Source organism: Massilia sp. 01N417 (genome assembly GCF_056399645.1).
The window spans coordinates 1-23254 of record NZ_JBFTRS010000035.1 but is presented as its reverse complement, the minus strand read 5'-3'; the positions used below and the strand labels follow the sequence as shown (position 1 = coordinate 23254).

General features: G+C 71.0%; 20 protein-coding genes. 11 read left to right on the top strand and 9 right to left on the bottom strand.

What is annotated here, in order from left to right; genetic code table 11:
* Window positions 1-78 precede the first annotated feature (78 nt).
* The 6 genes from AC1DOQ_RS25885 (at window position 79) to AC1DOQ_RS25860 (ending at window position 8488) form a co-directional block, all read left to right on the top strand.
* Window positions 79-1368: a hypothetical protein gene (locus tag AC1DOQ_RS25885; RefSeq protein ID WP_477370938.1), complete on the top strand. Its 1290-nt coding sequence runs from the start codon at window positions 79-81 to the stop codon at window positions 1366-1368.
* On the top strand, window positions 1365-1946 hold the full coding sequence (locus tag AC1DOQ_RS25880; RefSeq protein WP_477370935.1) for a hypothetical protein: 582 nt from the start codon (window positions 1365-1367) through the stop codon (window positions 1944-1946). Before AC1DOQ_RS25885 ends, AC1DOQ_RS25880 begins: the two co-directional genes overlap by 4 nt.
* 4 nt (window positions 1947-1950) lie before the next feature.
* Window positions 1951-3024: a hypothetical protein gene (locus tag AC1DOQ_RS25875; protein WP_477370932.1), complete on the top strand. Its 1074-nt coding sequence runs from the start codon at window positions 1951-1953 to the stop codon at window positions 3022-3024.
* On the top strand, window positions 3021-4037 hold the full coding sequence (locus AC1DOQ_RS25870; protein WP_477370929.1) for a hypothetical protein: 1017 nt from the start codon (window positions 3021-3023) through the stop codon (window positions 4035-4037). The genes AC1DOQ_RS25875 and AC1DOQ_RS25870 overlap by 4 nt, the downstream gene beginning before the upstream one ends.
* A gap of 90 nt (window positions 4038-4127) precedes the next feature.
* Complete coding sequence (locus AC1DOQ_RS25865) at window positions 4128-6191, top strand: coiled-coil domain-containing protein (protein WP_477370926.1); 2064 nt, start codon at window positions 4128-4130, stop codon at window positions 6189-6191.
* Entirely contained in the window at window positions 6188-8488 is a 2301-nt protein-coding gene (locus AC1DOQ_RS25860; protein ID WP_477370923.1) for an SUMF1/EgtB/PvdO family nonheme iron enzyme, read from the top strand. Before AC1DOQ_RS25865 ends, AC1DOQ_RS25860 begins: the two co-directional genes overlap by 4 nt.
* Window positions 8489-8628: 140 nt before the next feature.
* Here AC1DOQ_RS25860 and AC1DOQ_RS25855 read toward each other — a convergent pair whose 3' ends face one another.
* Together AC1DOQ_RS25855 and AC1DOQ_RS25850 are read right to left on the bottom strand one after the other, a co-directional pair.
* Complete coding sequence (locus tag AC1DOQ_RS25855) at window positions 8629-10158, bottom strand: FHA domain-containing protein (protein ID WP_477370920.1); 1530 nt, start codon at window positions 10156-10158, stop codon at window positions 8629-8631.
* A 103-nt stretch (window positions 10159-10261) separates the two neighbouring features.
* Window positions 10262-11236: a PP2C family protein-serine/threonine phosphatase gene (locus tag AC1DOQ_RS25850; RefSeq protein WP_477370917.1), complete on the bottom strand. Its 975-nt coding sequence runs from the start codon at window positions 11234-11236 to the stop codon at window positions 10262-10264.
* A gap of 75 nt (window positions 11237-11311) precedes the next feature.
* On the opposite strand from AC1DOQ_RS25850, the gene AC1DOQ_RS25845 reads away from it, so the two are divergent.
* Window positions 11312-11794, top strand: coding sequence for a GNAT family N-acetyltransferase (locus AC1DOQ_RS25845; RefSeq protein ID WP_477370914.1), 483 nt, complete (start codon window positions 11312-11314; stop codon window positions 11792-11794).
* Here the strand turns inward: AC1DOQ_RS25845 and AC1DOQ_RS25840 are convergent.
* The 5 genes from AC1DOQ_RS25840 to AC1DOQ_RS25820 all read right to left on the bottom strand — a co-directional run bounded on the left by AC1DOQ_RS25840 (window position 11759) and on the right by AC1DOQ_RS25820 (window position 17845).
* Window positions 11759-12250 carry an SH3 domain-containing protein gene (locus tag AC1DOQ_RS25840; RefSeq protein WP_477370911.1) on the bottom strand — a complete coding sequence of 164 codons (492 nt, stop codon included), beginning with the start codon at window positions 12248-12250 and terminating at the stop codon, window positions 11759-11761. The genes AC1DOQ_RS25845 and AC1DOQ_RS25840 overlap by 36 nt on opposite strands.
* Window positions 12243-13868, bottom strand: coding sequence for a hypothetical protein (locus tag AC1DOQ_RS25835; protein ID WP_477370909.1), 1626 nt, complete (start codon window positions 13866-13868; stop codon window positions 12243-12245). Before AC1DOQ_RS25835 ends, AC1DOQ_RS25840 begins: the two co-directional genes overlap by 8 nt.
* 13 nt (window positions 13869-13881) lie before the next feature.
* Window positions 13882-16302, bottom strand: coding sequence for an FtsW/RodA/SpoVE family cell cycle protein (locus tag AC1DOQ_RS25830; protein ID WP_477370906.1), 2421 nt, complete (start codon window positions 16300-16302; stop codon window positions 13882-13884).
* A complete protein-coding gene (locus tag AC1DOQ_RS25825) occupies window positions 16299-17276 on the bottom strand; it encodes a protein kinase domain-containing protein (protein ID WP_477370903.1) in 978 nt (325 codons plus the stop codon). The genes AC1DOQ_RS25830 and AC1DOQ_RS25825 overlap by 4 nt, the downstream gene beginning before the upstream one ends.
* Window positions 17277-17380: 104 nt before the next feature.
* Complete coding sequence (locus tag AC1DOQ_RS25820) at window positions 17381-17845, bottom strand: glycine zipper domain-containing protein (protein WP_477370900.1); 465 nt, start codon at window positions 17843-17845, stop codon at window positions 17381-17383.
* A gap of 206 nt (window positions 17846-18051) precedes the next feature.
* Between AC1DOQ_RS25820 and AC1DOQ_RS25815 the strand changes: the two genes are divergently transcribed.
* Window positions 18052-19188, top strand: coding sequence for a metallophosphoesterase (locus tag AC1DOQ_RS25815; RefSeq protein WP_477370898.1), 1137 nt, complete (start codon window positions 18052-18054; stop codon window positions 19186-19188).
* Window positions 19189-19286: 98 nt separating this feature from the next.
* On the top strand, window positions 19287-20756 hold the full coding sequence (locus tag AC1DOQ_RS25810; protein WP_477370895.1) for a M20/M25/M40 family metallo-hydrolase: 1470 nt from the start codon (window positions 19287-19289) through the stop codon (window positions 20754-20756).
* Between the two features lie 35 nt (window positions 20757-20791).
* On the opposite strand, the gene AC1DOQ_RS25805 is transcribed toward AC1DOQ_RS25810, so the two are convergent.
* Complete coding sequence (locus AC1DOQ_RS25805) at window positions 20792-21163, bottom strand: Lcl C-terminal domain-containing protein (protein WP_477370892.1); 372 nt, start codon at window positions 21161-21163, stop codon at window positions 20792-20794.
* Between the two features lie 241 nt (window positions 21164-21404).
* Here AC1DOQ_RS25805 and AC1DOQ_RS25800 point away from each other — a divergent pair, with 241 nt between their 5' ends.
* Complete coding sequence (locus AC1DOQ_RS25800; RefSeq protein WP_477370889.1) at window positions 21405-21740, top strand: hypothetical protein; 336 nt, start codon at window positions 21405-21407, stop codon at window positions 21738-21740.
* Window positions 21741-21743: 3 nt separating this feature from the next.
* On the opposite strand, the gene AC1DOQ_RS25795 is transcribed toward AC1DOQ_RS25800, so the two are convergent.
* Window positions 21744-22430 carry an SOS response-associated peptidase gene (locus AC1DOQ_RS25795; RefSeq protein WP_477370886.1) on the bottom strand — a complete coding sequence of 229 codons (687 nt, stop codon included), beginning with the start codon at window positions 22428-22430 and terminating at the stop codon, window positions 21744-21746.
* Between the two features lie 345 nt (window positions 22431-22775).
* On the opposite strand from AC1DOQ_RS25795, the gene AC1DOQ_RS25790 reads away from it, so the two are divergent.
* Window positions 22776-23254, top strand: a 479-nt coding sequence (locus tag AC1DOQ_RS25790) for a transposase (protein ID WP_477370883.1), incomplete at its 3' end; no start/stop codon positions are given.

Here is a 23254-nt window from a genome sequence, read left to right as displayed (position 1 = left end):
GTGAATTCCGCCCATCTGGGCGCCTCGCTTTTGTGTTTGTATGGCATTATTTGTTGTAGACACAATGGTGAGGATGGTATGCGTTTGCCGGGAACCCGATACCAGGAGCCTGGTTGGGAGGAAGTGCGCAAGCTGCTGGGGCAATGCTCGCTGGCGGCCCTGCGCGCCTGCGACTGCGCGCGCCTGTCCGATCCGGCGGCGCGCGAGGAGACGCTGGCGCTCTACGTCGAGCTGGCCGGCGAGCACCTGCGCCAGGCGCGCCGCACGGCCCGGGCCCAGGCTGCCGGCAACAGCTATGGCGACACGGTGCTGGAACTGGCCCTGGACCTGCTGTACGAGCTGCAGGCCCGTCCCGCCGACTGGCAGGGGTTCTGCGCGGCGGTCGCCGCCGAGCATGCGCGCGTCGCCCCGTTCTGGTTCGATGCCGGCGGCGAGGCCCTGCTGCGCAAGAAGGTGAACGACATGTATGCGGTCCTGCGCGACAAGGTCGACGCCGACAACTACCAGGCCGCCTGCGGCCGTCCCTGCAGCCCGAACCGCATGTACGCCTACCGCATGCTGGACACGGCCTACGGTGAGCTGGCCCGCCTGTTCGCCGACTGGGAGCAGCACCGCGCCCAGGTCGGCGCCATCCTGGGGCGCGAGCTGCAGGGCACGCCGATCGAGGTGCGCCAGCTACGCTCGATCGCCGACTGCCGCGCCGAATGGCTGCTGCGCTGGAGCGAGACCCTGGAAGCCTTCACCGGCAGTCCCGGCCCGCTGCACACCCGCTCGAAGCGCTTCGCCAGCCTGAAGACCGCGCCCGAGAAGATTGCCGCCATGCTGGGCGAGATCGGCGACTACGAAGCCCTGTCCGCCAACCAGGACCGCGACTGGCTGCAGGACCGCGACGACGCCGCCCTGTGGATGGAAGACTACTGGCGCGTGCTGCAGGAATCGGAGCAGGGCGCGACGCCGGGGCCGGACCTGATCCTCGAAGCGCGCGAGGACGGGCTGGAAGCCGAGGGCCCGCCGGACGCCGGGCCGGAGGAGCCCTTGGTAGCGGAGGCGCGGCTGGAAGCCGTGGCCGCCGCCGTTTCACTGCCCCCCGGCTACATGCAGGCGGCGGGCGACGCCGAGCAGCGCGCCGGCTGGGTGGCGCGCGAACTGGCCGGCGACGGCCTTGCGATCCGCCTGGCGGTGTATGCGAAGCTGCTCGGTACCGGCGACGATTCCTATCCGGACGCGTGGCGCGATCCGGCCACCGGCGAATTGCCGACCATGCAGCAGCTGGCCGCACTGGCCGAGGTATCGCTGCCGACCTTGCGCAAGCGCCGCGACGCCGCGATTGCCCGCCTGGAAGCGGCAACCATGAGGAGAACGGGATGAACATGAAGACCGCGGGAGATACCGCCGGCGAACGCCGGCTGCAGGAACGCCTGCTGCTGGGCCGGCGGGCCGAGGGCGACCGCCTGGTGCTGGCCGATGCGACCCTGGTCGCGGCGCTGGACGGCAGCCGTCCGCTGACGGCGGGCGAGCGCGCGGCCCTGCAGGCTTCGCCCTTGACCGCGCGCCGCCTGCGCCAGCTGGCGATCGAACGCCGCGCGGCCCAGGCCGGCGAAGTCGCGGCCGCGGGCTGGCGGGCGAGCCGCGGACGCCTGCGCGCGGCCAGCAGCGGCGAGCTCGAGGCCCTGCGCACCGACGACGGCTGGTTCACCCTGCATTTCCTGGCCGACGGCGCCGGCTGGAAGACCATCGTGCAGCTGGCCGCCGACGCACCCTTCGCACCGGCCCTGCTGGCGGCGCGCGCGCCGCTGCGGGTCAGCGACGGCGCCGGCCACACCGTGCTCGAAGGCCGGCTCGATGCGGACGGCGAATGCGAAGCCGCCTGGCCCTTTGCCGAATCGCCGGCCGGCCACCTGCAGGCGCGCGGCGCCGGCTTCGCTGTCGAACTGCTGACCGAATGAGGACATGATGCTGGGATTCTTCAAGCGCGCCGCCCCCGCCGCCGATGCCTGCGAACTGGGCAGGACGGTGGTCGCACTGGCGCTGCCGGCGGGCAGCGTGCCGCCGTCCGGCTGCCAGGCGGTGGTGGTCGGCAGCGATGGGCGCGCGCGCCGCCTGCAGGCCGCGAGGCGCATCGAGGCGCGTCCGGGCGAGACCGTCTATGGCTTCCATCCGGGGCCGTACACGGCCGACCTGGTCCCCTTCGAGACGGCGCCCGAGATCGGCCTGCGCACCAGTTTCGCCATCGATGCGCCGGACCCGCAGGCATCCCAGCAGCGCTTCGACCTCTACCTGGCGGCCGAGGTGGCGGGACGGCTGGAGCTGGCGGCGCTGGCGGCGGCCATCGAGGGCGCGCTGCGCCACGAGCTGGCCACCGGCGGCCTGGAGCTGCCGCCCTGCACCACGCTGGAAGAATGGAACGCCTTCCGCCAGGGCCTGAACCAGTTGCTCTACATGCGCTTTGGCGTGACCGTCGACGACTGCGTGCCGGTCGACCTGGGCGAGACCCGCGACTATGCGCGTGAACTGGCGGCGCGCGCCGCACGCCTCGCCGAACCGCAGCCCGGGGCGGCGCCTGCGTCTGTCGAGCCGGCCCCGGCCGGCGCACCGGCCGTGCGCTTCGATCCGGCGCCGGAAGACGCGAAGGCGCTGCGCCGCCTCTTCCTCGAGCTGCCTTGCCTGATGTGCGGGCTGCGGCTGGCGGCCATGCCGGCGGCGCACGAGTCGTTCCAGCGCCAGCAGGCCTTGCTGCAGCGCCTGGACCTGGTGTCGGTGGGCGTCAACGCCATGCCGGCGCTGGAATTGGCGGCGCCCGGCCAGCCCCTGGACCAGGACGCCCAGCTGCGCCGCGCGCGCCACAGCCGGCGCGCCTGCGTCTCGCTGGACGAGGCCTGGGCCCTGCTGGCCCGCCTGCGCCATGCCGGCGAGGCCGCGCTGCCGCAGTTGTACGGCGAGGCCGAACGCATCGTCGCCAACCTGGAAGCCGATTGCGAAGGGCGCCGGGCAGTCACCGTCGCCGCCGAAGGAGACACGGCATGAGTGCCATCCCGGAATCGGTGGATTGCCGCTGCCCGCTGGCCGACGGTTCGGTGCTGACCCTGACCGCGAGCCGCCGTCCGCGTGCCGGCCGCGCCGAGGTCAAGTGCGTGGTGCCGGACGATGCGCGCCTGGCCGAGCGCATGCAGCAGGTGCTGCGCCTGGCGCGCCTGACCGAGGCGGGCTTCGACAGCCGCGACCAGGTCGTGCTCAGTCTCGACCGGCGTCCGCGGGACGGCGAGCGCGGCTGGGAGCTGGCGGCGGTGCTGGCCGACCGCAGCGTGCGCGGCCTGCTGCGCCCCCAGGCGTCGCTGGCGGCGAACGGCTGGTCGGATGCCTGGGAGCGCGGCCGCGTCGACGGCAACACCCTGGGGACGGCCGCGCCAGGCGACACGCTGCTGGGCGGCGCCGGCGGCTTGCCGCACCTGGGGCTGCTGAGCGGGCATGTGGATCCGTCCGCGGCGGTATCGACGGCGCGCGCCTGGTTCCCGCTGCACAGCGGCGAGGACGGCAGCCTGGCCTGGGTCGAGGTCAGCGTGCACCCCCTGGCCGGCCACGGCGGGCAGGAGACGCTGGAAGAGGAACAGACCATCGCCGCGCCCGACCAGGATGCCGCCCGCCAGCTGGCCGTGCGCCAGGTGCTGGGCGGCGCCCGTCACTTCGACGGCCGCGCGCTGGGACGCTGGCGCAGCGTGGTGCGCTTCGGCGCCGACGCCTTCGCCGGTCGTTCCTGGGAACTGGCGCTGGTGATGGCCGACCGGCTGGCGCGCGGACGCGAATTCGTGCCGCGCGGACGCCTGATCGCCAGCGGCTGTTCGGGCGCCTGGCATGCGGGCCGGGTCGACGAGGTCGACGGCCTGGAACCCAAGTGCGCGCTGCTGCTGCGCGAAGCCGGACCGGGCGACCGCATCCTGCTGCCGCGCGCCTGGCAGGAACGGCTGCCGGAAGGCTTTGCGGAACAGTTGCGGATGCAGGGCGCAAGCCTGGCCTGCGTCGAGCGGATCGGGATCATTTGAAGCTCGCGCACGATTGTCGTGCGTAAAACGGGCCGGCCGGGCGGCTGCTAGAATCGTCCGGCTGCCGAGCGGTATGCGGAAGGAGTCATCATGTTGAAGATGTTCGGAACCGGCGGGCCGGAATGCCCTCGCTGCGACGCACGCAATGGCGGTGCGGCGAGCTATTGTGGGTCCTGCGGCCTGCTGCTGGGCGCGCCGCGCCACAAGGCGGTGCTGGTCGAGAACCGCTGGGCGCCCGGCCCCGACGAACTGGCGGTGTTCTTCGGCGTGCGCGACCTGTCCGGCATCTTCGCCAAGACCCTGCACGTGCCGGCCACCGCCCGCGCCTACATCCTGCAGGGCGAGCAGGCCACCGAGGTGCCGCAGGGCGAGTACGAGATAGAAGGCTTCTTCACCCGCCTGAACAACCTGCTGCGCGACCAGCATGCCGAGATCCTGGTCACCCGCAGCGGCGCGCTGCCGGTCGAATTCTCGCTCGAGGATCTCGCCACCTGCGAGCACCTGCGGGTCGATGCCACGCTCACGCTGTCGCTGCGGATCGAGAACGTGCCGGCCTTCGCGCGCCACTTCATGACCATGCCGGGCACGATCAAGGACGTCCAGTTGCGCGAATTGCTGCAGGCGCCGCTGGCCCAGCTGGCCCGCGAATTCGTCGCCGGCCGTTCGCTGCGCGAGATGGCGGGCCGCCGCGAACTGCGCCTGGAACTCGACCAGCACCTGCAGGGCGGCCTGGCGCTGCTGCTGTCCCAGTATGGGCTGGCGGTGGTGCGGGTCGATACCATCGCCCTGCGCCACGACAAGTTCGACGCCAACCGCGCCCGCATCGGCACCCTGTGGCTGGCCGCCGACGAGCAGCGCGTGCGCCTCGAGCATGCGAAGCAGCTCGACGAACTGTACGGCGAAGAGGAGTGGAACCGCATCCGCCGCGAGGAGCAGGAAGGCCGCCTGCGCCATCGCCGCGCCGAGCTGCGCCAGGACGAGAGCCTGGAGCGGGCCGGACTCTCGCTCAAGAATGCCGAGCGCGCCCAGGCGATCCGCGCGCGCCAGATCGAACTCTATGGCCGCATCGTCGAATCGGGTACGCGCAAGCAGGCGATCGAGCGCGGCGCCGTCGACGCCGTGGCCGCGCTCGAACACGAGCTGGAAGGCAAGCGCGGCGCACGCCGGGACGAGGCCGCGCAATGGCAGCAGCTGCGCGAGCTGGCCGCGATCCGCATGCGCACCGAGCTGGAAGTGGCCCGGCAGGAAGCCGCCGAGGCGCGCGCCATCGCCCAGCAGCGCTTTACCCACCAGCTGCTGCAGCAGCAGATCCGCAACAAGATCGAGCAGGCGCGCGGCATCGAGGACGCCGGCCGCCAGCGCGCCGAGCTGGCCCGGCTGCACGAGGCCGAGCAGGCCGCCTCCCGCCGCGCCCGCGAGATCGAGGACGAAGCGCATGCGGGGCGCCTCAAGCTGCTGCAGCTGGAAAACGAGGCCCACCGCCGCGAGGCCGAACGGGTGCTCGAATGGCAGGATGCCCAGGCGGCGGGGCGTCTGTCGCTGGACGCCGAGCAGGTCCGCCAGCAGGTCGAGACCCTGCGCCGCGGCGGCGCGCAACAGGACGCCCTGGCCCAGCACCAGAAGCTGCTGCGCACCATCGAGGCCGATGCCCTGGTGGCGCGCAACGAGCGCGAAGGCGTGCACGAGCAGCGCGCCCACGAACTGGAGCTGGCCCGTCTCGAGATCGAGCGCGCCCAGGCCTTGGGCGTGCTGGACGACGGCGCCAAGGTCGCGCTGGTGGCGCCGGCCAATGCGGCCCTGCTGGCCGACGTGATGAAGACCCGCGAGCACGCCGGCATGAGCGCCGAGCAGCTGGCGGCCCTGGCCGGCGTGGTCGGCGCCGCCAATACCGATGCCTGGCGCCTGGCGCAGGAACAGGTGGAAGCGGAACGTCGGCGTCGCGATGCCCAGGAGGAGCGCGAGCGCCGCCACCAGCTGGAGCTGCTGGCGTTGCAGAACGACGTCAACAAGACGGCGCTCGTCGCCCAGGCGCGGTTGGGCGCAGGAGTCGCCGGTGCCCTGGCGGGAACGCTGGAAGCCTGTGCTCACGCGGACGCCCACCACGGCGACCGCTTCTGCGTCACCTGCGGCGCCGCGCTGCCGGCGCGGGGATGATGCAGACCGCGATCGAAAAGCTGCGCGAGCTGCGCGCCCTGCACGAAGACGGCCTGCTGAGCCGCGAGGAATTCGACAGCCGCAAGAACGCCATCCTCGACGCCGCCTATGCGCCGCCGGCGGGTGATGGCGCGCAAGCCGTCGTCGCGGGAGTGCCTGAGAATGCCGCGGCGGCCGCACGCGGCACCGAGATCGGCCTGATGGCCGGCCAGGAAGTCGGCCCTTTCGAGCGCCGCTACCGGCTGGACCGCCTGATCGCCCACGGCGGCATGGGCCAGGTGTGGCAGGCCACCGACCTTGCCACCCACGCCGAGCTGGGACACAGCGCCCAGGTCGCGCTGAAGATCCTGCCGCCCCAGCTGACCCAGAACAGCACCCACGCCCGCCTGCTGATCGAGGAGGCGGCACGCGCCCGCCAGCTCGCTCACGAGCACATCGTGCGGGTCTACGACTGGGCCCAGGACCCGGCCACGGCCAGCTATTTCATCATCATGGAATGCCTGGAGGGCGAAGACCTGGAGAGCCTGCTGGCGCGCGAAGGCAGGCTGGGCCTGGAGCGCACCCTGCAGCTGCTCGCGCCGGTGGCCGCCGCCCTCGACCACGCCTGGGAGCGCCACCAACTGGTCCACCGCGACATCAAGCCGGCCAATGTCTTCCTGACCGGCGCCGGCGAGGTCAAGCTGCTGGACTTCGGCATCGCCGCCCGCGCCCGCGGCAGCGGCGGTCCCTCGGTCGAGGCGCCTGCCAGTTCGGGCACCGCCGGCTACCGCGCGCCGGAGGCGGGACGCGGGCCGGACCAGGACGCAGCGGGACGCGGCCTGGACGTGCACGCGGTGGCGGTCATGGCCTACCGGATGCTCAGCGGGCACCTGCCTTTCGGCGACGGCCAGGCCGTACGCGGTCAGCCGGCACGCCCCGACGGTCTGAACGACGCCCAGTGGGAAGCGCTGCAGGCCGGTTTTGCGGCCAGCGCCGCCGAGCGCCCCGGCAGCGTGAGCGAGTTGCTGCAGCGGCTGGAGCAAGCGCGCGGGCCGAGCGAGGCGGATCTGCGCGCGCAAGAAGCAGCCGAGCAGGCCGCCCGCGCCGAGCGCGAGGCGATGGATGCGGACGCGCAGCGGCGCGCCCGCGAAACCGAGGCGCGCCGCCGGATGGAAGCCGAGGCCAGGGCCGCCGCCCAGGCCGCGCTGGAGCGCCAGCGCCGTGAACAGGAAAGGCTGGCGCGGCTGGCGGCCGAGGAGGCGCGCCGGGTGCGCAAGGAAGCGCTGCGGCGCCAGCTGGCGGAGCGCCGGGTCCTGGAAGCGGAAAAGGCGCGCCAGGAGGCCGAGCAGGTCCAGCGCAAGCAGGCCCAGGCCAGGGCCGCCGCGGCCTATCTCGCCCAGCAGCAGCGCGCCCGCGCCGAGCAGGCCGCGCGCAAGCAGGCCGAGCTCGAAGAACTGCTGCCCACGCCTTCCAGTCCGGTGGCCGATCTCGAAGGCGTGCTGCGCGACCGCTTCCTGGACGGCGAGGCCAAGGGCCCGGAACTGGTGCTGCTGCCGACCGGGCGCTTCCAGATGGGCTCACCCGAGCACGAGCGCAAGATCGCGATGGAAGCCGGTTCGCAGAAGGGCTGGCTGGCGCGCGAGCTGCCCCAGCACTGGGTCGGCATCGACAAGCCGATCGCGATGGGCCGCTATCCGGTGACGGTGGGCGAATGGCGCGCCTTCGTGCGCGCCACCGGCTGGCGCCAGAGCGGCGAAGTCGACTGGGAAGCGCCGGGCTTTCCGCAGACCGACGCCCACCCGGTGGTCGGCGTGAACTGGTACGACGCCCAGCACTACCTGCGCTGGCTGTCGGAGGCGACCGGCCGCAGCTACCGCCTGCCGAGCGAGGCCGAATGGGAATACGCCTGCCGCGCCGGCACCAGGACCGCGTTCAGCTTCGGCGACGGCATTTCCACCGACCAGGCCAACTACGACGGCAACTTCACCTGGAACGGCGGCGCGCGCGGCGAGTACCGGCGCGGCACCACCCCGGCCGGCATGTTCCCGGCCAATCCCTGGGGCCTGTTCGACATGCACGGCAATGTGTGGGAGTGGGTACAGGACGTGGTCCACGACAATTACGAAGGGGCGCCGCTCGACGGCAGCGCCTGGGAAGAGGGCGGCGACCAGGCCCGCCGCATCCTGCGCGGCGGCTCCTGGCTGTACAACCCGCGCTATCTGCGCTCGGCCTTGCGCAATGGCTTTTCAGCAGCCTTGTCGAACGACATCGTCGGCTTCCGCGTCGTGCGCGAGCTGATGTCGACACGTGTGGGATAATCGGTCACGTGCTTTGTGTGACTGGAGGTTTGCCATGCGCATTCCGGACGACATCCGCATTCCCGTGATCGTGTTTTCCCTGCAGGCAGCCCTGCTGGTGGGCGCAGCCCTGATCTTCCTGGTGCTGCGGCCGTACTGAGTCAGGCGCCGGACAGCTGGACGGCGGCGCGGCGGTCGGCGCCGCGGGCGTTACGGTAGTCGGGGTAGGAGGTGGCGGTAAAGCGTACCCGGCCGTGGAAACCGGCCAGGCGGTCGAGTGCGGCCGTCGGGGCCAGCGGGGTGTCCGCGCCGCTGACGGGATCGCGGTGCCAGAAGCCGCCGTCGCGGTGGAAGAGCAGGGGCAGCGCGGCCGCGCGCGCCAGGGCGCTGCCGGAGGCTGCGGGACCCGGCAAGGTGTCCGGGCTCAACAGCATGAAGCACTCGGCTGCGCCGCCGGCATCGACCCGGTGCAGTACCACGGCATGCGGCAGCAGCGCCGTCACCACCAGCACGGCGATGCCCTTGATGCTGGCGCTCAATTCGATGCGCATGCCCGGCCGCAGCGGCACCGGGCTGTGCTTGCCGGGCCAGGCGCCGTCCAGCAGCAGGCCGTAGCGCGACACGTCCTCGATCTCGAATCCCTGCCGGCCGCGCCGGATCAGGGCATGGCGGGCCGAGATGCGCCGCGTCAGGCCCTGGTGCTCGGGACCGTGTTCGCCGTAATGGCACAGCAGCAGGTCGGCTTCGGCGTCCAGCAACTGGCCGCCGGCGCCGGCTTCCATCCGGCCCAGCACCCATTCGTCGAGGGCGAACAGGCGCAGGTGGCGCTGCATGCCGGCATCCGGCTCGGCGTAGACCAGGCAGGCGCTGGACGCCGGGCAGGGATGGGCCGGACGCGTGGCCGGCAGGTCGATCTCGATCAGGTCTTCGTCCCAGGCGATGGTCGGCAGGCCCATGTCGATCCTGCCATGGGCGGGACCGAATTGCAGCTGGGCGATCGAGGCGTTGCGGGCGTCGATGGCGATGTCGAGCGGACCGGCGGCGTCGAGCCCGTGCAGGCGGGCGATCGAGGCGTCGTCAGCCTGGATGCGGACGTTCTTGCGTGCCGCCAGATAGGTCTGGTGGATCTCGGCCAGCGAGGCGTCGAGGCGCGGCACCATCAGCACCACGGTGGCGACCCAGGTACGCGCGCCGCCGCGCCGTTCCGGATCGCGCGCATGCAGCTCGACGTCGACCCGGTACTGGCCGTGCTCGCGGCCGCGCGAGGAAAATTCGACGACCACCGGGCGCCAGCCGCCGCGCAGGCTGCGGCTGAAGGTCTGCCGCCCGCCGCCATGGGGCAGCAGAGCCGATTGCAGCAGCATGGTGAGTTCGGCCGGCACGTCGTCCGGCATGCCGCGCAGTTCCAGCCGGATGGCCTGGCGCCCGCCGGCGGCGCGCGGGTCGAAACCGCTGATGTGCAGGTGCGGCCGCGCTTGTTCCCGCGGGGTCGCCGGCGCGCCCGGGCGGATCGCGCCAAAGGCGTCGCGCCGGGCGCGCACCGCCTGCAGCATGTCGAAGCTGGAGCCGAGCGTCTCCGCCGCCGCGGCAGGCGCGGCGGACGGCTGGCCGTGACCATGCGCGCAAGCCTGCTCGCCGGGCATGACCCAGGCGGTGCAGTGCGGATGGTCTGGGCTGCTGCATCGTTTCATGGTTGGGGGAATAGGCTGGCTGGCGTCGTGAGAAGCTTACGTGATTCTAACGCCAGGCGGCGCGCCGTATTCATCGATAGGCAAGATTTTTTGCTAAAAAGCATCAAATTCCCGGCAGGGCGGTTTCCTCGCGCGCCGCCGTGCCCGGGGGGCGCAGCAGGATCGCCGTGACGTTATCCGGGTAGAAGAAGGCGGGCGGATGGGCCGCGTAGGCGCGCAGCAGCGCCGCCAGCATGCCGGCCGCATCCAGCCGGCCGCCGAGCAGCTGCGGCCACTGGCCCACCCAGCCATAGGGATCGGAGCAGGACCACAGGCCGTCGGTTGCCAGCAGATAGGTCGCGCCGGCGCGCAGCTGCAGGGCGCGGCGGTCCGGCAGGGCGCACAGCCAGGGCGGCAGGTTCAGCGGCGTCAGCTCGAACAGCGCATCGTTCAGCTGGGCCGGATTGGCGAAGGCATTCCCGAGGATGAAGGCTTGCGACACTTGCGGCCGGTGCTCGCCATGCACCTGCTGCCACCATTCCTGTTCGTCCAGCATGCCGGCCATCGCGAAGGCGGTGGCGGGCACGTGGTCGACCGTGAGCGGGGCCACGCGTTCGCGTGTGATCTCGTACAGGCGCGAGTCGCCGACGTGGTAGAGCAGGGGCTCGCCGTTCTCCGGCAGCTCGAGCATGGTCAGGGTCGTGCCGGGACGCGGACCCGGGCCGGCGAGCTGGGCGAAATGGCGCTGCAGGTCGGCGTGCAGCTGGTCGAGGCGGCGTGTCAGCTCGGCGGCGGAATCGCAGGGCGGGATCGCCAGCAGGCCGGCAGCCACGGCTTCCGCCGCTTCGCGTCCGTGGCCGTGGCCGCCCATCCCGTCCAGCACGGCCAGGCGCGCATGGCCCTGGCGCCAGCGCGCCAGCTGGCGGCGCTGCGGCTGCTGGTTCTGCAGCCAGACGGCCTGGCCGCCGGTATCGATCAGCAGCAGGTTGTCCTGGTTTTCTTCGCGCAGGCGCGGGCCGGCGCCCAGCCGCGAGGCGGCGGCGACGTCGAGCGCGCCGAAGCGCAGGGAGGAAGCGAGTGAGCCTGCGGAAGTCTGCATGCCCCTACTCTAACCGCAAACAGCAAAAAGCCAAGCGACGATTAGCGGGCTTTTTTCCCTTACACTAGCCGAACCATGCGCATCCGATCCCTGACACCCGACGACATCCCGGCCGCGGCTAGCCTCCTGCGCGCCGCCGCCGAAGAATTCATCCTGCACGAGTCCAGCCCCGATAACGCGGCCGCTTTCCTGGCCGCCCAGGGCGAGGAGCGCATGCGCGGCTTCCTGGCCGAGGGCTATGTCTACCATGTGGCCGAAGTCGGCGGCGAGTTGGCAGGATTCGTCGCCGTCCGCCAGCGCAGCCACGTCTACAGCCTCTACGTCGACAAGCGCTTCCATCGCCGCGGGATCGCCCGCAGGCTGTGGGACGTGGCGCGCGAGGCGGCGCTGGGCCCGGACCATCCGGGTGCCTTCACGGTCAACGCCTCGAATCACGCCGTGCCCTTCTACGAGTCGCTCGGCTTCGTGCGCACCGCGCCGATGCAGGTCAGTACCGTCTGCTACAACCCGATGCGCCTGGCGCTAGGGGCCGGCGGCGCGCTCGTCGACCCGGCGTAGCCACAGGCTGCTGGCCCAGCCTTCGACCTCCTTCCCCCGCAGGCGCGCGCGCACCTGCCACCAGTCGCCGTCCGCGGCGCCGGTGCGCGTGACCAGGGTCCCGGCCGGCAGCACCGCCAGGCGCGGAGCGCCGGTGGCTTTTGCCGCGCGCAGGTTGAGGTCATCGACCACGCGGTAGCGCAGCATGGGCGTGGCGGGCAGGGGCGCAGCCAGCGGCAGTGGCGCCGCCACCCGTGCCGGCGGGGCCGCGGCCGGCAGCAGGGAGGCGAACAGCATGCCGAAACCCAGCGTCCCGCCGCCGACCAGGGCCAAGGTGCCCGCGGTCGGCCGGCGCCACCAGCGGCGCGGGGTCAGCAGGCCGGCCAGCACCAGGGTCAGCACCAGCGCCGCCGCACAGGCAGCGGCACCGGGCCAGTGGATCGGCGCATTCATGCTCAGGCGTCCGATCTCAGGCATCGAAGCGCAGCACGTAATGGCCGGCCACCAGGTGATGGCCGGGCGGCAGGCGGTAGGGCTGCTCCGGCGTGGCATCGCCGATCGCGGCGACGAAGCGCAACTGCTCATCGAGGTGGTAGAGGGCCTGGGTGGCGCTGGCGCGGGCGATGCGGTAGCCGTCCGCCGCCGCCTCGAAGCTGAAGGCATTGCGCGACAGGCCCAGGCGGTCGGCGCTGGAGGGCGCCGTTCCGGGCTGGGCGCGCAGGAAGCGCGGCGAGTCCAGCACGCGCAGGGCCGCCAGCATCGGCGCAGCGCGGCCGAACAGGAAGCGTGCACCCGGCGCCACCGGCAGGGCCGGCGCCTGCGGCAGGCGCAGCAGGGCCAGGTAACGGTCGGCCATCTCGGGGGCGATCGCCAGCAGCTCGACCTTGGCGCCGTCGAGGGGGCTGAAGCTGCCGGGTGCCGTCACCGCCTGGCGTCCGGCGGCGGTCACCGCATGCACGGTGTCGCTGTCGTCGATGGCGAAGCTGAGGATGGCGTCGGCGCCCTGGCTTGACGGGGCCAGGGCCCGGTTCAGGCCAATCTCCAGCGCCTGGGAGCCGGTTTCGCGGTAGCGCGACAGGCGCGGCAGGGCGAGCGCGGCCAGCGCGACCCGCTGGCGTGCGACCGGGGCGTAGGTGGCGTCCGCTTCCACCGTCGCCGGCGCCGGCCTGGCGAGCGGCACCGCCGTCATGTCGGCTTCAAGGGCCTGGCGCGGCTTCCACACCGCGGGACGGGTCGATGGTGCCGATGGCGCCCGGGCCGGTGCCGGGATCGACGCAGGCATGGGCGCGGACACGGGAGCGGGCATCGGCGAAATGGCGGCCCTGGGCTGGGTCGAGGGAGAAGCGGCCGTGCGCACGCCGGGCGCCGGCGTGATGCGCAGCAGCAGGCGCAGCGGTGCGCCGGACGCATCGACGCCGCCGCGGCGCGAGCGGATCGTGTAGTAGCCGGCGGCCTGGTCCCAGCTGCATTCGAAGGCATCCTTGGGCCGCACCTGCACCTCGAGCGGGGCGTCCGGGCCGTCGTTGATCAGGAGGATGGCGCCCTCGGCGCCGAAGGGCCAGCCGGGCGCAACGTGGGTCGCCTCGCGCTCGTCGTTGCCGATCAGGGTCAGGCGCTGGTTCGGGTAGACCGGGCACACCGTCTTCCACACCGCGCTGTCGCGCGAGACGCTGACCGTGTACTGCACCTTCTCGCCCGGCGCCGGCAGGTACACCGCGTGGCCGAAGCGGACCTCGACTTCGCCCGGCGCCAGGTCCTCGGCGCCGACCACGTGGTAGCGCACCTCGTCGCCGGCGAGCAGGTCGCCGAAGTCCTTCTGGTGCAGCGCCGCCAGGCCCTGGGCCAGGTCGCGTACGCGGGCGCCGCGCGTCAGGTGGCGGTCGTCGTCGACTTCTTCCTGCGGCAGGGCCAGGGTCACGTGCGAGAAGCAGCGGGTGGCGGCGCGGCCGCGCTGTTCGCGCGGGGCGCGCTCCAGCAGGTCGCGCAGCAGCGGGCGGCGCGAGAACAGGGCGAGCCCGGGCGCCTGCCAGATCGCTTCGGGGCTGAACACATCGTTGATCCTGGCAAGGGTTTCGTGCTGGACGTAGACGGGCATGATCGGTTCTCCTCTATGGATGGGCAGCTTCGCTGGCGACGCACAGCGCTAGCAGGGGGCAGATGAAAAACAGCAGGTGCGAGCCGCCGGCCGAGAGAAAACTCATCGGCTGCCCCATGACCGGGAAGATCGCGAGGTTGGTGCCCCACGAGAGCAGCAGATGGCCGGCGACGAAGGCGGCGCCGCCGCACAGCAGGAAGCAGCGGAAGCGCGCCAGCCAGGCCAGGCGGAAGTCGCGCGCGCGGGCGCCGTCCAGCCAGCAGCGCAGCGCCGTGTGCAGCAGCCCGGCGACGAACAGCGCCTGCAGCGCCCACAGCAGCAGGCCGGCGGCCAGGCCGTGGCGGTTCAGGAAGAAGGACGGCGCGAAATCGTCCTGCACCGCCGGGATGCGCACCACGGCGCCGGCATCCTGGCCCAGCGCCGCCAGGCCGAAGACGTGGTCGGCGCCGAACCAGCCGCCGCCGGCGATGGCCTGGGCGCCCAGCAGCAGCTGCTGGCCGGTATGCGGATGCGAGCCGGGGTCGAGCCAGACCAGGAAGCGGTCGGCATAGAAATTCCAGCGCGCGAACTCGGCGGGGCCGGCCACGCGCAGCAGCACCACCCCGGCCACCGCGGACAGCGCCAGGCCGACGCAGGCGACGGCCAGCCAGTGGCGGCCGCCGGCCAGCGCAAAGGCGAGCGCCATCGCGCATCCCCAGACCGTCAGCAGCACCAGCGGCGAGTAGTCATCGACCTGCACCAGGGCCACCGCCAGCAGCACCAGGAACAGCAGGGCCGGCGCGCCCAGGCGAAGCACGCGCAGCAGCAGGCCGCCGGGCGCCGGATGGCTGCTCGTCGCCAGCGCCAGGCAGTGGGCGGTGAGGGCGGCCAGTACCAGCTTGGCGAATTCGACCGGCTGCAGGTCGTAGACCCCGGTCTCGTCGCCGAACGCGACCTGCAGCAGCAGGAGCAGCACGGCGACGGCGCTCAGCACCAGCAGGCCCAGTTCGACCCGCGCCTGCGGCAGCGGCCGCCGCTCCGCGCCCCGGCGCAGCGCGCGCAGCAGGCCGCAGGCGCCCGCGCCGACCGCCAGCAGGGCGCCGGTCTTGCCGGCATGGCGCAGCCAGGACGATTCCGGCGTCCCCAGGCCGAGTTCGAGCTGGGCCAGCAGGCCGGCCGCGAACAGCAGCACGGCGGCGCCGGCGGCCAGCGAGCGGCCGCCCGCCAGCCACAGGCACCATAGCGCGGCCCAGGCCACCAGCAGGCCGATGCCGGCGCCGACCGGCGCGCCGGTCTTCTGCAGGAACATCAGCGCCGCGCCGAGGCCGGCCAGCAGCAGGGAAGCGAGGGCGCCGAGCGCGCGCCTGCTGCCCAGGCGGCGTGGGAAGCCGCCCAGTAGAAGGGCGATGCCGGTGGCCAGCGTCAATCCAAGCGCCCCGGCCAGCGGCAGCATCGCCTGCTGCGGCAGGCGCCAGTGATCGCGCCGCGTCCACGACCAGCTTACCCCTTCGGGCAGGCGCTGCTGGGCCTCGCGATACAGGGCGACGTGGGAGACCGGCTGCAGGTGCAGCAGGTCGCCATTGCGCTCCAGCAGGAGGTGGGTGCGGCCCAGCTGCAGGGCGGCGGCGCCTTCCAGGCTTTCTTCGCGCTCGGCCAGCAGCAGGGCGTCGTGCGGGCTCCCGGCCGGCTGCAGCAGCAGCGGCGCCTGCTGGATGCCGGCGCCACCCGCCAGCAGCATGCCGTCGGCGGTCTGGCGGATGGTGGCGCCGGGCGCCGCCACGCCGGCGATGGCGATGCGGTTGCCGCAATCGAGGTTGCCGCCGAAGACCAGCGGCCGCCCGAAGCCCAGCAGCGACGGCAGCCAGCGGTTCCAGGTGCCCGCCAGGCGCGCCGCCAGCCGGGTGTCCGGACAGTCGGGCTGGAGTCGGCCATCGCGCAGCAGGGTGGCGCCGTCGTAGCGCCAGCGGGTGCCGGCGCGCGAGAAGGCGACGCTGCCGGCGTCGACGCCGTCGACCTCGAAGCCGGCGGCGCCGAGCTGGAAGCGCTGGCCCTGGGCCAGCAGCACGCTGCCGGCACGGCGCCGCGACTCGCCATGCTGGACCAGCAGCGCCGTCGAGGCGGCGCCGGCAGCCCACCAGGCGCCGCCGGCATCGCGGCGCAGCCGGATCCGCGCGCCCTCGGCGGGCGCCAGGCCGAGGGCGGCGCCGTCCAGCGAGACTTCCTTGCCGGCATCCAGCGCCACCGTGACCCGGTCCGGCATCCACGCCGCCGGTGCGCGCAGCAGGCAGGCCAGTTGCAGCCCGCACAGCAGCAGGAGCAGGGCGGCGGCCAGCGTCCGTCCGCGCCGGGCGCGGAGGCCCGCGACCGGCGCGGCCGCGGTGGCCGCGGTGGCCGTAGTGGCCGTAGTGGCACGTCGCAGGCCGGCTGCCTGGCGCCGGATCGCGGCGCCACTCATGCCGCCCTCCGCACGGTGTCATGGGCGCAGGCGCTGCGTGCGCGTTCGATCAGGCGGCTGATCTCGAGGGCGTGGCGGGGACGCTGTTCCGGACGCGGGGCCAGCAGGGCACGCAGCAGGCCGAGCGCCGCCTCGCCGGCCGCAGCGCCGCCAAGGCCGGCATGGCGCAGGTAGAGTGCCGCTTCGTCAGGCGCGAGGATGGCGGGCAGGGCGCCGCCATGGCGCGTGCGCAGGACGGCCGCGCCATCGTTCCCGTGTTCGCGCCAGGCCGCGCCGCAGGCGCTGCAGAAGCGCAGCATCGCGCCGGTGACGAGGTGGTAGAGCAGGGCGCCGAGGGCAAAATAATCGCTGCGCGCATCGGTCCGGTAGCGGCCGTCGGCATCGGGAAAGAACTGCTCGGGCGCCTGCCAGTTGGCGGTGCCCGCATAGGAATGGGCGGCCCGTTCCGCCAGCGGGCGGTTGGTGCCGAAATCGGCCAGCTTCAGCGCGCCGCCGCGGTCGACCAGCAGGTTGGCCGGTTTCAGGTCGAGGTGGCGCCAGCCGTACTGGTGGACCTTGGCCAGGGCCTGGTTGGCCTGGGCGGTCCAGTCCAGCGCCTGCGACAAGGAGGGGGCCGCGCCGCGCGCGCGCAGGGCGTCGAGGTGGCGCGCCAGGTCGCCGTCGAGCAGTTCCAGCGCCATCGCCGGCTGGCCCAGGTGTTGGCCGCTATCCAGCAGGCGCACGATGTGGCGCTGGTCCCAGGGACGCAGCGCACGCAGGAAGGCGATTTCCGCTTCCAGGCAGGCGCTCCAGCGCGGGCGCTGCGGCGGCAGGGCCAGCGCCATCTGTTCGGTATTGACGAGCTTGAGGACGGCCGGCTGGCCGCCGCCGCAAGGCAGCGCATGCCACAGCAGGCCATAGCTGGAGCTGGCCAGCGGTTCGCGCAGGCGCCAGGCGTTGGCCGTCAGGGTGATGATGTCGCCCGCTTCGAGCATGTGTCCTCCCGCGTGGTGGCGGCACAGGCGCCGCCGCTCGGGGCTAGCGGGGGGAGGACGAAAAAAAACCGCGCCGGGGCGCGGTTCTCATGGATAGCAAGCGATCAGCGGTGCCAGCCGCCGCGCTCGTGGCGGTCGTAGCCGCCGCGGTCATAGTAATGGCCGCGATCGTAGTAGCGGCCACGGTCGTAGTAGGGACGCGATTCCACATACACCGGGCGCGACTCGACGTAGACCGGACGCGGCTCGTAGTAATAGCTCGGGCGCGATTCCACATACACCGGGGCCGGCTGGTAGTAGCCGCTCGAGTAGTAATTGTTCGAGTAGCCGCTGGAGACGTAGCCGCGGTTGCGGTAATAATAGTCGTCGTTCGTGCGCACCGAGTTGCCGACGGCCGCGCCGATCGCCGCGCCGACCAGGGCGCCATCGCGACCACCCGCACTGCCGCCGATGGCTGCGCCGGCCAGCGCGCCGATGACGGTGTTCGCTCCCCGATCTTGAGCCATTGCCGTGGAGGACACGGCGGCCGCGGCCAGGAGTACCGCACCAAAGCATTTTTTGTTCAACATGGCTTTTCCTTCGGCCTCTACGGGGATCAACATGATCGCTACGACGCAAGGCATGACGTCACTATAGACCGCACCGGCGAGGCCGCCACGCGTGAATACAGAATCTTACACATGCATCAGGCATCGTAACATTTCAGGGGGCCAGGGCTTGCACTCGGCCAAGGCCGCCCCATCTAGCTGGAGTCCCTACTTATTTACACCAGCCCATGGCGCGCCGTCGATCCAATGTTTCAGTTCTTGCAATCCTGGTGCTGGTGCACCTGTATATCGGCCTGCGCCTGTTGCCCGGCATGAACGCCAGCCTGCTCGGGATGTTTCTCGGCATCATCCTGTTGAGCATCTCGGCGGTACTGGTGCGCATCGGCCTGGTGGCGCCCAGCCTGCGCCGCAGCCGCTGGTCGGGCCCGCTTTCCTGGGCCGGCCTGCTGGCCATGGGTTTCTTTTCATCGCTGCTGGTGTTGACCTTCGTGCGCGATGTCCTGCTGCTGATCCTGGCCCTGGCGGGCGTCGCCAGCCCCGCGATCGCCTTTGACAGCGCCGTCGCCGTGCCCTTGCTGGCGCTGGCCGTCACCGCCATCGGTTTCATCAATGCGCGCCGGCTCGCCCGCGTGGTCAAGGTCGACGTGCCGATCGCCGGCCTGCCGCGGGAACTGGACGGCTATGCGATCGCCCAGATTTCCGACATCCACGTCGGCCCGACCATCAAGCGCGCCTACCTGAACGCCATCGTCAACAAGGTCAATTCGCTGAAGGCCGACGCCATCGCCGTGACGGGCGACCTGGTCGACGGCAGCGTCCAGCGGCTGGCGATGCATACCCAGCCGCTGGAGCGCCTGGCGGCGCCGGACGGCGTTTTCTTTGTCACCGGCAACCACGAATACTATTCCGGCGCCGAGCAGTGGATTGCCGAGGTGCGTCGCCTGGGCCTGCGCGTCTTGCTGAACGAACACGTGATCCGCCGCCGCGGCGAGGCCGCAGTGATGATCGCCGGTGTGACCGACTACACGGCCCAGCATTTCAACCCCCTGCACAAGAGCGATCCTCAGCTGGCGGCAGCCGGCGCACCGGACGACGTTGCCGTGAAAGTCCTGCTGGCCCACCAGCCGCGCAGCGCACCGGCAGCGGCCGAAGCCGGTTTCGATTTGCAACTGTCCGGCCATACGCATGGTGGCCAGTTCTTTCCATGGAACCTGTTCGTGCCGCTGCAGCAACCCTTCGTTGCCGGCCTGAACCGTGTGCGCTCGCTGTGGGTCTATACCAGCCGCGGCACCGGCTACTGGGGGCCGCCGAAGCGTTTCGGGGCGCCGTCGGAGATCACCCTGGTACGTCTCGTCCCGGCGTAACGATCCATCAATTATGTATTTACTGCAATAAATTTCCTAAAACGGCGGCGATTGCGTTATTGTTTCGGTCATTTCGACCCGAACAAAAGGACAATCGCATGAACCGCCGCATCAGCCTTCCCGCCCTGACCCTTGTCGCCGCCAGCCTGCTCGGCGGCTTCGCGACCGCGGGCAGCGCAAACGCTGCCTCTCCCGGTAACGATCCGGCGGCGCTCGCCAAGGTGCGCGATACGGCGATGCAGAGCGATTATGCCTACCAGCGCCTCGAAGACCTGACCGACCTGGTCGGCCCGCGCCTCTCCGGTTCCGCCGGTGCCGCCGCCGCCGTCAGCCAGGTGGCCGACGAGCTGCGCAAGCTGGGCGCCAAGGTGACCCTGCAGCCGGTCAAGGTGCCGCACTGGGTGCGCGGCGTCGAGACCGCCGAAGTGGTCGACTACAAGGGCCGCCCGGAAGGCGTTACCCAGAAAGTCGTGCTGACCGCCCTCGGCGGATCGGGCGCGACCCCCGCGGCAGGCATCACGGCCGAAGTGATCGTGGTGCGTACTTTCGATGAACTGAAGGCACGCGCGGCCGAAGTGAAGGGCCGCATCGTGCTGTTCGACGTGCCCTTCGACCAGAACATGGCCGACCGCGGCCTGGCCGGCACCGCCTACGGGCAGGCCGTGGCCTTCCGCGGCGCCGGTCCGCGCATGGCGGCCGAGATGGGTGCCCAGGCCGCGCTGGTGCGCGCTGTCGGCGGCGCCGCCTACCGTATCGTGCACACCGGCGCCACCAACCTGCCGGCGGACAAGCGCATCCCGGCGGCCGCCGTCACGATCGAAGACTCGATGCTGATCGCCCGCCTGTCCAAGCGCGGTCCGGTGCGCCTGCACCTGACCCTGACCCCGCAGACCCTGCCGGATGCCGACAGCTTCAACGTGATCGCCGACTGGCCGGGCACCGACAAGGCCGACGAGATCGTGCTGGTCTCGGGCCACCTCGATTCCTGGGACCTGGCCACCGGCGCCAACGACGACGCCTCGGGCGTGGTCAGCGCCATGGGTGTGATCGATACCCTGCGCAAGCTCGACTACCGTCCGCGCCGCACCATCCGCGTGGTCGCCTGGATGAACGAAGAGAACGGTGGCCGCGGCGGCAAGCACTATGACGATGTCAACAAGTCGACGGCCGAGAAGCATTTCGCCGCCTACGAGGACGACAACGGCTCGGGCCGTCCCTTCGGCATTCGCGCAGGCATCAGCCAGCAGTCGGCCAAGCTGATGGCGCCGCTGCAAGCCGCCCTGTATCCGATGGGCGCGGGCGCCTTCCGCCGCGAAGACGTGGTCGGTGCGGGCGACCTCCACGATCTCGAAGCCTCCGGCGTGCCGAGCTTCGAACCGTGGATCGATTCGGCCAATTACTTCAATTACCACCACACCACGGCCGACACCTTCGACAAGGTCGATCCGGAAAACCTGCGCCGCCACGTTGCCGTCATGGCGACGACCGCGTGGTTCCTGGCGAATATGGACCAGCCGATCGGCCGCTCCAACATCGCCGCGCCGGCAGCCGCTCCCGCCGCCAGGTAAGCATCTTCACAAGCCGTGACGGATCGGCGGGCAGCTCAACTGCTGCCGATCCGTCGCACGGCGCGCGCGTGGCCGCGGAAGGGGCGGCCATACACGGTCTGGATGCCGCTGGCGAAGTTCTGCCCCCATACCAGCTGCGGCCGGGTATCGTGCTGCTCGCTCGACCAGTACCACACGGGGTCGAAGTGTTCGCGCAGGTTGGCGAACAGCAGGGCAAGCTCGCGCCGCGTCGGCAGGTCCCCATCCTGCGAGCCCGCCCATTCGCGGGCCGTCGGCCAGCTCACATCCGATACGTCGTCGGCCAGCAGCACCAGGTGGTAGTCGGCCTCGCCGTCCTTGCCCAGGATCAGGCCGGCATATGCCTCGCCTTCCTTGAGCATCTCTTGAATCCTCAGGTATTCGCCCATCGCGCAATCCTCGCTGTGTCTCTTGGTCTGTGTGTTAAGACCATGTTCACAGCGAGTCAGTTTCCGCACGCAATACGACGCAGCTCATAACACGGTGCGCACAAGCTGATCCGTCTCGGACTCATCGGGCGTTTTGTTTGCGTTTAATTACAACAGGAAAGTTTTCATCGGAGTGCGTTGAACTCCGACAGTTTCCTTGCGTCAAAGAAGCACCTTAACTTCTTTCGCAAGAAACTTTTTGATGAAGAAACTCGCTTCTTTCGCTTCGATCATGTGCATGCTGTTGAGCGCATGCGGCGCCGGTGTCACCGACCAGCATGCCCCGCAGACCCAGGCCCAGACCGCCGGCGACATCATGGACAGTGCCGCCACCGCAGCCGGCGCCGCCGATTCCGCGGCCGGCCAGGTGAGCAGCGCCGCCAGCGACGCCGGCACCGAACCCGGCCCCGAGGAAAGCAATCCCGACCCGGAACAGAGTGCCGAGGCTTCCCAGCCCCTGGCTGCCGCCCCGGCGCCGGCCCCGGCGCCGCCGGTTCGTGCGCTGAGCTCCTCGCCGGCCGTCATCTACATCAATTGAGAGCTAGGCTTCGTCGTCCTGGTCGTCGAGCGGCCGGGCGATCTGCGGGCCGTCGGCGCTGGCATTGTTGACTTTCTTGCTGACCTTGTACCAGTCGAAGGATTCGGCCGGGACGGCGGCGTGGCGCGCCAGTTCCAGCGCCTGCTGGGGCGTAAGGGCAGGGGACAGCCACAGGGCCGCATCCTCGGCGTTCATGACGACCGGGCGCCGGTCGTGGATGTCGAGCATGCCGCCGGAAGCATCGTCGGTGACCAGCACGAAGCCGGCCTCCGCGCGGTTTTCCTCGAACGGGCCGAAATTGGCGAGCGCCAGCAGGAACAAGGGTTCGTGGTCCTTCCGGTGGATATGCCAGGGCTGCTTGTGGCCTTTTTCTCCCGTCCATTCGTACCAGCCCTCGGCCGGCACGATGCCGCGCCCGTTCTTGAGCAGGCGCGACCAGTAGCTGCTGCCCAGTTTCTCGAGGCGGGCGTTGATGGCGATCGGGATCTTGCCCTCGGCCCAACGCGGGCGGTAGCTCCAGAACACATCGTCCACGCGGTGCTCGCCGTCCTGCACATGCAGCACGGGCCGGTAGGTGCCGGGCGCCGCATTCGTGGTCGGCCCCGATTCGCTGTCGAACACGGCATCGGTCCAGCCGAATACATTGGCGTAGTGACGCGCGGTCTGGCTTTGGTCAAATCGTCCACACATGGCCCGATGCTACCGCAGTTGCCGAGGATCGGGCGTCCGTTAGCCGGACAGGGCACCCGGGGAGAAACTTGCAGGGAGATTGTGCGACTGCGCTGACGTATCGGCGGGAAGTTCTTACCCGATTCGGGACTTGTGGCCGGCGAAGGTGTCCCAACTTCCTGTCATGTTTCGTTAGGTAGTCTCCCTGGTTCATTGTGTCTCCACCTCAGTGATCGGCTGAGAATTCTGCCGCTGTTTGCATTCGCGACAGCGGCATTTTTTTGGGCTGTGTGCGCGTTAATTATGTGAACTGAAACGGGTTGCGCAGGTCATACGCATTGTCGAGTTAACTCATGTGGAGTGACGATGCCGAGCCCGACCTTCGATCAACTGTTCGGCTTGCTGACGGCGGCAAGCCTGGCTACCTCGGACGTGGCACGGCTGCGGGAATGGATCGCGCGCATCGCGCACCCTGGCGCCTGCATCGCCCTGATCGAACAAGCCGCAGCCGGACGGCCGTGTCCGCATTGTGGCTGTCCCCGCAAACACCGCTGCGGCCAGGCGAGCGGCCTGCAGCGTTTTCGCTGCCTCGGCTGCCGGCGCAGCCATAATGCGTTGACGGGCACGCCGCTCGCGCGCCTGCGCAAGAAGGCGTGCTGGCTGTCGTACCTGCAATGCCTGCTCGAGTCGCGCACGGTTCGCGACGCCGCGCGGGTCGTCGGCGTGGATCGCAGCACCAGCTTCCGCTGGCGCCACCGCTTCGTGTCCGGCGCCATGCGGGACCGGCCGAGATATCTCACCGCCATCGTCGAAGCCGATGAAACCTATCGCCTCGAATCGCAGAA